The 6,100-nt window shown below is 37.9% G+C and carries 6 protein-coding genes; 4 read left to right on the forward strand and 2 right to left on the reverse strand.

The window, feature by feature from the left end; genetic code table 11:
* Window positions 1–99 precede the first annotated feature (99 nt).
* Window positions 100–1,158: an N-acetyl-gamma-glutamyl-phosphate reductase gene (argC, locus tag IQ228_RS18755; RefSeq protein ID WP_193963902.1), complete on the reverse strand. Its 1,059-nt coding sequence runs from the start codon at window positions 1,156–1,158 to the stop codon at window positions 100–102.
* A 211-nt stretch (window positions 1,159–1,369) separates the two neighbouring features.
* On the opposite strand from argC, the gene IQ228_RS18760 reads away from it, so the two are divergent.
* The gene (locus tag IQ228_RS18760; protein WP_027400752.1) at window positions 1,370–1,591 is read left to right on the forward strand and encodes a helix-turn-helix domain-containing protein; all 222 of its coding nucleotides are present in this window, start codon (window positions 1,370–1,372) and stop codon (window positions 1,589–1,591) included.
* Entirely contained in the window at window positions 1,592–2,422 is an 831-nt protein-coding gene (locus tag IQ228_RS18765) for a ScaI family restriction endonuclease (protein ID WP_051424202.1), read from the forward strand.
* A 16-nt stretch (window positions 2,423–2,438) separates the two neighbouring features.
* Here IQ228_RS18765 and IQ228_RS18770 read toward each other — a convergent pair whose 3' ends face one another.
* Window positions 2,439–3,290: a site-specific DNA-methyltransferase gene (locus IQ228_RS18770; protein ID WP_027400751.1), complete on the reverse strand. Its 852-nt coding sequence runs from the start codon at window positions 3,288–3,290 to the stop codon at window positions 2,439–2,441.
* 299 nt (window positions 3,291–3,589) lie between these two features.
* On the opposite strand from IQ228_RS18770, the gene ribBA reads away from it, so the two are divergent.
* The gene (gene ribBA, locus IQ228_RS18775) at window positions 3,590–5,263 is read left to right on the forward strand and encodes a bifunctional 3,4-dihydroxy-2-butanone-4-phosphate synthase/GTP cyclohydrolase II (RefSeq protein WP_027400750.1); all 1,674 of its coding nucleotides are present in this window, start codon (window positions 3,590–3,592) and stop codon (window positions 5,261–5,263) included.
* A 198-nt stretch (window positions 5,264–5,461) separates the two neighbouring features.
* A partial coding sequence (locus IQ228_RS18780) for an ATP/GTP-binding protein (protein WP_193963903.1) occupies window positions 5,462–6,100 on the forward strand: 639 nt, incomplete at its 3' end.

The following is a 6,100-nucleotide window of genomic DNA, read 5'->3' on the forward strand; positions in this document are numbered from 1 at the left end:
GGGGAAGCAGGGGAAGCAGGGGAAGCAGGGGAAGCAGGGGGAGAATATTAACTTTTGCCTCTTGCCTTCTGTTCCCTGTTCCCTGTTCCCTGTTCCCTTTTATGGATAAAACCCAACTTTAGGTAATCCCAAGGTTTCATCCCAGCCTAACATCAGGTTCATACACTGAATTGCTTGTCCGGCTTGGCCTTTAATCAGGTTGTCAATGGCTGACATGACGATAACGCGCCCGGTGCGGGGGTCAACTTCTATACCTATGTAACAACTGTTACTGCCACACGCCCATTTTGTTTGGGGATAAGTGCCACTATTGCAGATTTTCACCCAAGGGGAATTACGGTAAAAGGCGTTATAGATGGTAATGAGGTCATCACGGACTAAACCAGGGTCGCGCATGGTGGCGTACACAGTGGCTAAAATCCCCCGCACCATCGGGATAAGATGGGGTGTAAATTGGATTTTTACTTCATGCCCTGCCAATTCACTACAAATCTGCTCAATTTCTGGGGTGTGGCGGTGTCTACCGACGTTATAAGCACCCAGTGAGTTATCAGCTTCGGCTAACAACAGGTTAATTTTACCTTGTCTACCGCCCCCAGATGTTCCAGATTTGGCATCAATAATGGCTGTTTCGGGAACTATTAAACCTTGTTTTAAAAGTGGGGACAATGCCAGTAAACTGGCCGTAGGATAGCAACCGGGACAGCCAATTAGATTTGATTCGGCAATGCGATCGCGGTACAATTCTGGTAAACCATATACTGCTGTGGCTGCTGTCGAGCGATCGCTTCTTTCTGTACCATACCAATCTGTATAAGTTTTCAAATTACCAAAGCGATAATCAGCGCTCAGATCCAGGACTTTACAACCTTTTTCTATAAGTTGAGGAGCAATTTGGCAAGCTAGTCCATTCGGTAAAGACAGAAATACCACTTCACAACGACTAGCAATAACTTCCGGTTCTACCGCCTCAATGGGCAAATTCACTATATTAGCGAAATGTGGGTACAGGTCAGCAAAGGATTTACCCGCGCTACTTTCACCACCTAAATAAACAATTTCCACTTCAGGATGATCCATCAGCAGTCGGACTAGCTGCACTCCGCCATACCCTGACGCGCCAACAATTCCAACTGGTACGCGTCTTAAATTTCCCATGACATTAAATCCTTATCCACTTTTAGTTATCTATTATCAGTCATCAGCAGTCAAGCTAGTAGCTAATTACTGATGACTTTATTATTGAACTTTCGCTGCATTGTATAGCAAAGAGTATCTTTTAGCGTACCTATAATCACAAATATCTTTAAAAAACAATCACACTCATAGTGTGTAGAAAATCAGTACCACTAAGGATTATGTTTTTTATGTGACTGAAAATTCTCAACTTCAAAAGTTTGGCGAATACATTCGCACAATCAGAAAAGCACAAAATCTTTCCCAAGAACAGTTAGCAGAACTGTCAGGACTACATCGCAACTACATCGGTGGTGTTGAACGTGGTGAAAGAAATATTGCTTTGTTAAATATTATCCGTATTGCTCAGGCTTTGGGAATGTCACCCAGTGAATTATTAAAAGGTTTAGACTAAATGGTATTGCCTTATGCCAGTATTCCAGTTGAAAAATGGGCAGATAAAACAAAAGAACTGATAGAAGAACATCCTCTCAAGCCAAATGTTATTAGAGAGGTTGCTTTAAAGAGTTGGCAGCTTTTATGGCAAACAAAAATAGGAGAGGAAGACACATATTTGAGCCTGGCAGAAATTGATCCACCAGCTATTATGGTGGGTTATTTTTTTGAAAAACTCTTTGCCAAAGAATTGCAAAAGCGTTATCCAGAGGAATGGAGAGGAACACAAAGTAAAGATGAAAAAGATATTGTTTATCTAAAGGATACAAGATATTCAATAGAGATAAAAACTTCTGGTCAGCTTGGCACAAAAATTTTTGGAAATCGCAGCTATGGTCAAAAAGCAAAAGATGAAAATAATGGGGAGCTTACTAAAAAAGAAAAGTCTGGTTATTATATTACAGCTAATTTCTACCAGCAAAGTTTAACATTATTAAGATTTGGTTGGATAGACCATGAAGATTGGAATGCACAAAAATCAGCAACAGGTCAGGCATCTGGTTTAGATCAAAAAGTTTATGAGCATAAACTTTTTACAATAACAGGAGAATATATTTTAGATTCTCCTGTTAATTTATTATGTAAAGTTGGTGATGTAATTGCGAAAGAGATGAATAAGGAAGGAATCAAAATTATTCAGGAATTAAGTGATTATCAAGGTAATAATCAAACTGTTAAAAAAGCCAAAGCGCAGGAAAAATATCACAATATACTTAAATTGAATTCGGGGATTGAAAAATTTGCGCTGGGTAAAAACATAATAAATAGTGTTTGGTGGTGGTTAACTTAAAAATACAAAAATACCTTTATAGAAATAAAGACATTTGTTCTACTTGACAACTTTGTTCTTTCAAAAAAGTTTCAATTCTATTAGCAGCAATATCACAATAATCTTGACGAATTTCAAAACCAATTACTAACCGATTTAAATTTAAAGCTACCATAGCAGTAGTACCCGAACCCAGAAATGGATCTAGGACAATTTGATTTTGATTTGAAGATGCTTGAATTATTCTTTGAATGACAGAAGATGGAAACTGTGCTGGGTGTGGTGTTCTTTCTTTTGAAGATCGGTTTTGTCCAGAAGTTACTTTCGGAAATTCCCAAACATCAGTGGGATTTTTACCTAAAGGATTAACCCTGATTTTACCATTCTTTTTTTGATTGGGATATTTAACATTAGGATCACGAATATCGTCAAGATTAAAAGTATAAGCTTCTGAATTTTTCACATACCACAAAAATTTTTCATTTCTAGGTGAAAAGAACTTACTTCCAGCAACACCAGCACCATAATTCCAAACAATTTCCTGAATTAAATAAAAAGGAATTTTATCCCAAAGCAAATAGGAAATAGGAATTGCTTTAGCACGATTTTTAATGGATAAATAACCTAAATTTAGCCAAAAAGCTCCATCACATAAAGTCAGACGATAAACTTCTGTTATCCATTTTTCACACCAATTTATATAATCGTCCAATGGTAATAAATTTTCATATTCCTTGCCAATATTATACGGCGGACTTGTGACAGTTAAATTAATTGATTCATCTGGTAAAATTTTCATTGCCTCTAAACAATCTAAATTGTAAATGAGACAATTAGACGCTTGAAAGTAGGGTTTACCTAGTAATTTACTTATATCATGGAAATTCATAGCTTAATAATCTGTATATACGGGACTCTAAACTATTAATAGTATATATGAACTATTTTACTGTCAAGTAACAGTTTAAGTAGGTGAACGGAAAAAAACCGAAATATGTAACGAAAAGTAAAATCGCCCAAACCCTCTTCACCCTTGCCTCTTGCCTCTTGCCTCTTGCCTTGTCATAACGACGATTTTCAATGCTAACCTACTTAGTTATCTCACAAAATCCCTAATTCCCATAAACAAGCTACAATTTAGAATAAGAAATTGTTAAAAAACTTTACGTTGATAGCTGGAAATTTTCTGTGTCACAGTCTAATATTACCCAAACCTTTAAATTTGATTCTATTGATGCCGCTTTGGCCGATCTCAAAGCTGGTCGTGTCATCGTTGTCGTAGATGACGAAAATCGAGAAAATGAAGGCGATTTAATTTGCGCCGCCCAATTTGCCACCCCGGACATGATCAACTTCATGGCTGTAGAAGCCAGAGGGCTGATTTGTTTGGCAATGACAGGCGATCGCCTTGATGAACTAGACTTACCATTAATGGTCAGCACACTCACGGATACTAACCAAACCGCCTTTACAGTTAGTATTGATGCCGGACCCCATTTAGGCGTTAGTACCGGCATTTCCGCCGAAGACCGCGCCCGTACGATTCAAGTCGCCCTCAACCCAGGCACCAAACCGGAAGAATTACGCCGTCCAGGTCATATTTTTCCCCTGCGGGCTAGACCGGGAGGCGTACTCAAACGGGCAGGACACACAGAAGCCGCTGTAGACCTATCCCGATTGGCGGGACTGTACCCAGCCGGGGTAATTTGTGAAATTCAAAACCCCGATGGTTCAATGGCGCGATTAAATCAGTTAGTCGAATATGCCAAAAATCATCACCTCAAAATTATTAGCATTGCCGATTTAATCAGTTATCGTCTCCAAAACGATCGCCTAATATATAGAGAAATCATCACCAAACTCCCCAGCCAATTTGGTCAATTTGATATCTACGGCTACCGTCACACCCTAGATAATACAGAACACGTTGCCATTGTCAAGGGAGATCCCGCAAATTTCCGAGATGAAGCCGTCATGGTGCGAATGCACTCGGAATGTTTAACAGGCGATGCTTTAGGATCTTTGCGTTGCGACTGTCGGATGCAATTGCAAGCCGCATTAAAAATGATTGAGGATGCAGGTCAAGGTGTCGTTGTTTACCTGCGTCAAGAAGGGCGGGGCATAGGCTTAGTTAACAAGCTAAAAGCCTATTCTTTACAAGATATGGGCTTAGATACCGTCGAAGCCAATGAAAGGTTAGGGTTTCCCGCTGATTTGCGTGATTATGGCATGGGGGCGCAAATTCTCATGGATTTGGGCATCAAAAAAATCCGTCTCATTACCAATAATCCCCGAAAAATTGCTGGTGTCAAAGGTTATGGCTTAGAAGTCGTAGATCGTGTTCCCCTCTTAATTGAGTCTAATGATTTTAATTCCTATTACCTAGCTACCAAAGCCAAGAAATTGGGGCATATGTTGTTACAAACTTATCTAGTCACAGTAGCAATACATTGGCAAGATGAGCCAGAATCCGTCACCGAACGCTATGAACGGCTAGAGAAATTACGGTTTTTATCAAAAAATCAGCATTTATTGTTACAGGAAGAAGCCCGTCCCTTGGGAATCGCTTTATTTGATCAACCATCTTTGACTGTGCATTTAGGTTTTGATCAAGCTAATATTGCTGAATCCAATTGGTATCAACAAAAAGACCATCCTTACCTGCAAGCAATCTGTCAGATTTTAGATGAAATCGCCACTTTACCCTATATTCAGAAAATGGAATTTCTGATTGCGACCGGTAGTGATCCTTTGAGTAATTTGCAGGTACAATTAGACAGGCAAACTTTCTCTGATGGTGTCCTCCCTTCATCTTTGCAAGATAATTTGCACACACAGCACATTTACAGTTTTAGTAAGTAAAATTTTCTGAATTTCCACACATTGATAATAGCTTTAGTTTTATAACTAGAGCTATTTGTTCATTATTTATGTATGCTTGAATAACCCCACAAATAAAAGTTGCTATCAACTAGACATTAGCACAGTACAAAAAGTATAATTTTTACTATTTATAATAATTTGTGGGTTATAGACGGATAACCAACTAAGAATAAAGTCATGCTTGTAGAATTTAGCGTAGAAAATTATCGTTCCATCCAAGAAAAGCAAACATTGAGTATGGTAGCTGCTGATGATAAAACCATGCTAAATAATAATACTTTTCCTATCCCTAACAATAATGATTTACGCTTAGTTACAAGTGCTGTTATTTATGGTCCAAATGCTTCCGGTAAAAGTAATTTACTCAAAGCTATACAAGTTCTGAAAAATCTTGTAATTAACTCAGCTAGTAGAATGCAAACTGGTGATAAATTACCTATTGAACCATTTAGATTAAATAGTGAATCAGCAAAAAAGCCTAGTAGTTTTGAAGTGATTTTTATTCATGATGATATTCGTTATGAATATGGAGTTTCTTTAAATCGAGAACGAGTATTTGAAGAGTGGTTAATTGCTTATCCAAATGAAATTCAACAAAACTGGTTTTCTCGTGAATATCTACCAGATAATCCAGAACTACAAACAGATGAAGGTTATAAATGGTCTTTTGGTAAAGGATTAAAAGGGGAAAAAAAGCGTATTCAAAGATTTGTTCGTTCTAATTCTTTATTTATATCTCATGCTGCACAAAATAATCATCCTCAGTTAACAGAGGTATTTGATTTTTTTCAAGATGAAATAAATATTCCTATTTAC

Origin of the sequence: Dolichospermum sp. LEGE 00246 (assembly GCF_015207865.1) — a bacterium.
In the GTDB taxonomy this organism is placed as follows: domain Bacteria; phylum Cyanobacteriota; class Cyanobacteriia; order Cyanobacteriales; family Nostocaceae; genus Dolichospermum; species Dolichospermum heterosporum.

Excerpts from the sequence above, each read along its gene's own strand:
- argC (WP_193963902.1), bottom strand. The coding sequence starts at position 1,158 with ATGGGAAATTTAAGACGCGTACCAGTTGGAATTGTTGGCGCGTCAGGG.
- IQ228_RS18765 (WP_051424202.1), top strand. The coding sequence starts at position 1,592 with ATGGTATTGCCTTATGCCAGTATTCCAGTTGAAAAATGGGCAGATAAA.
- IQ228_RS18770 (WP_027400751.1), bottom strand. The coding sequence starts at position 3,290 with ATGAATTTCCATGATATAAGTAAATTACTAGGTAAACCCTACTTTCAA.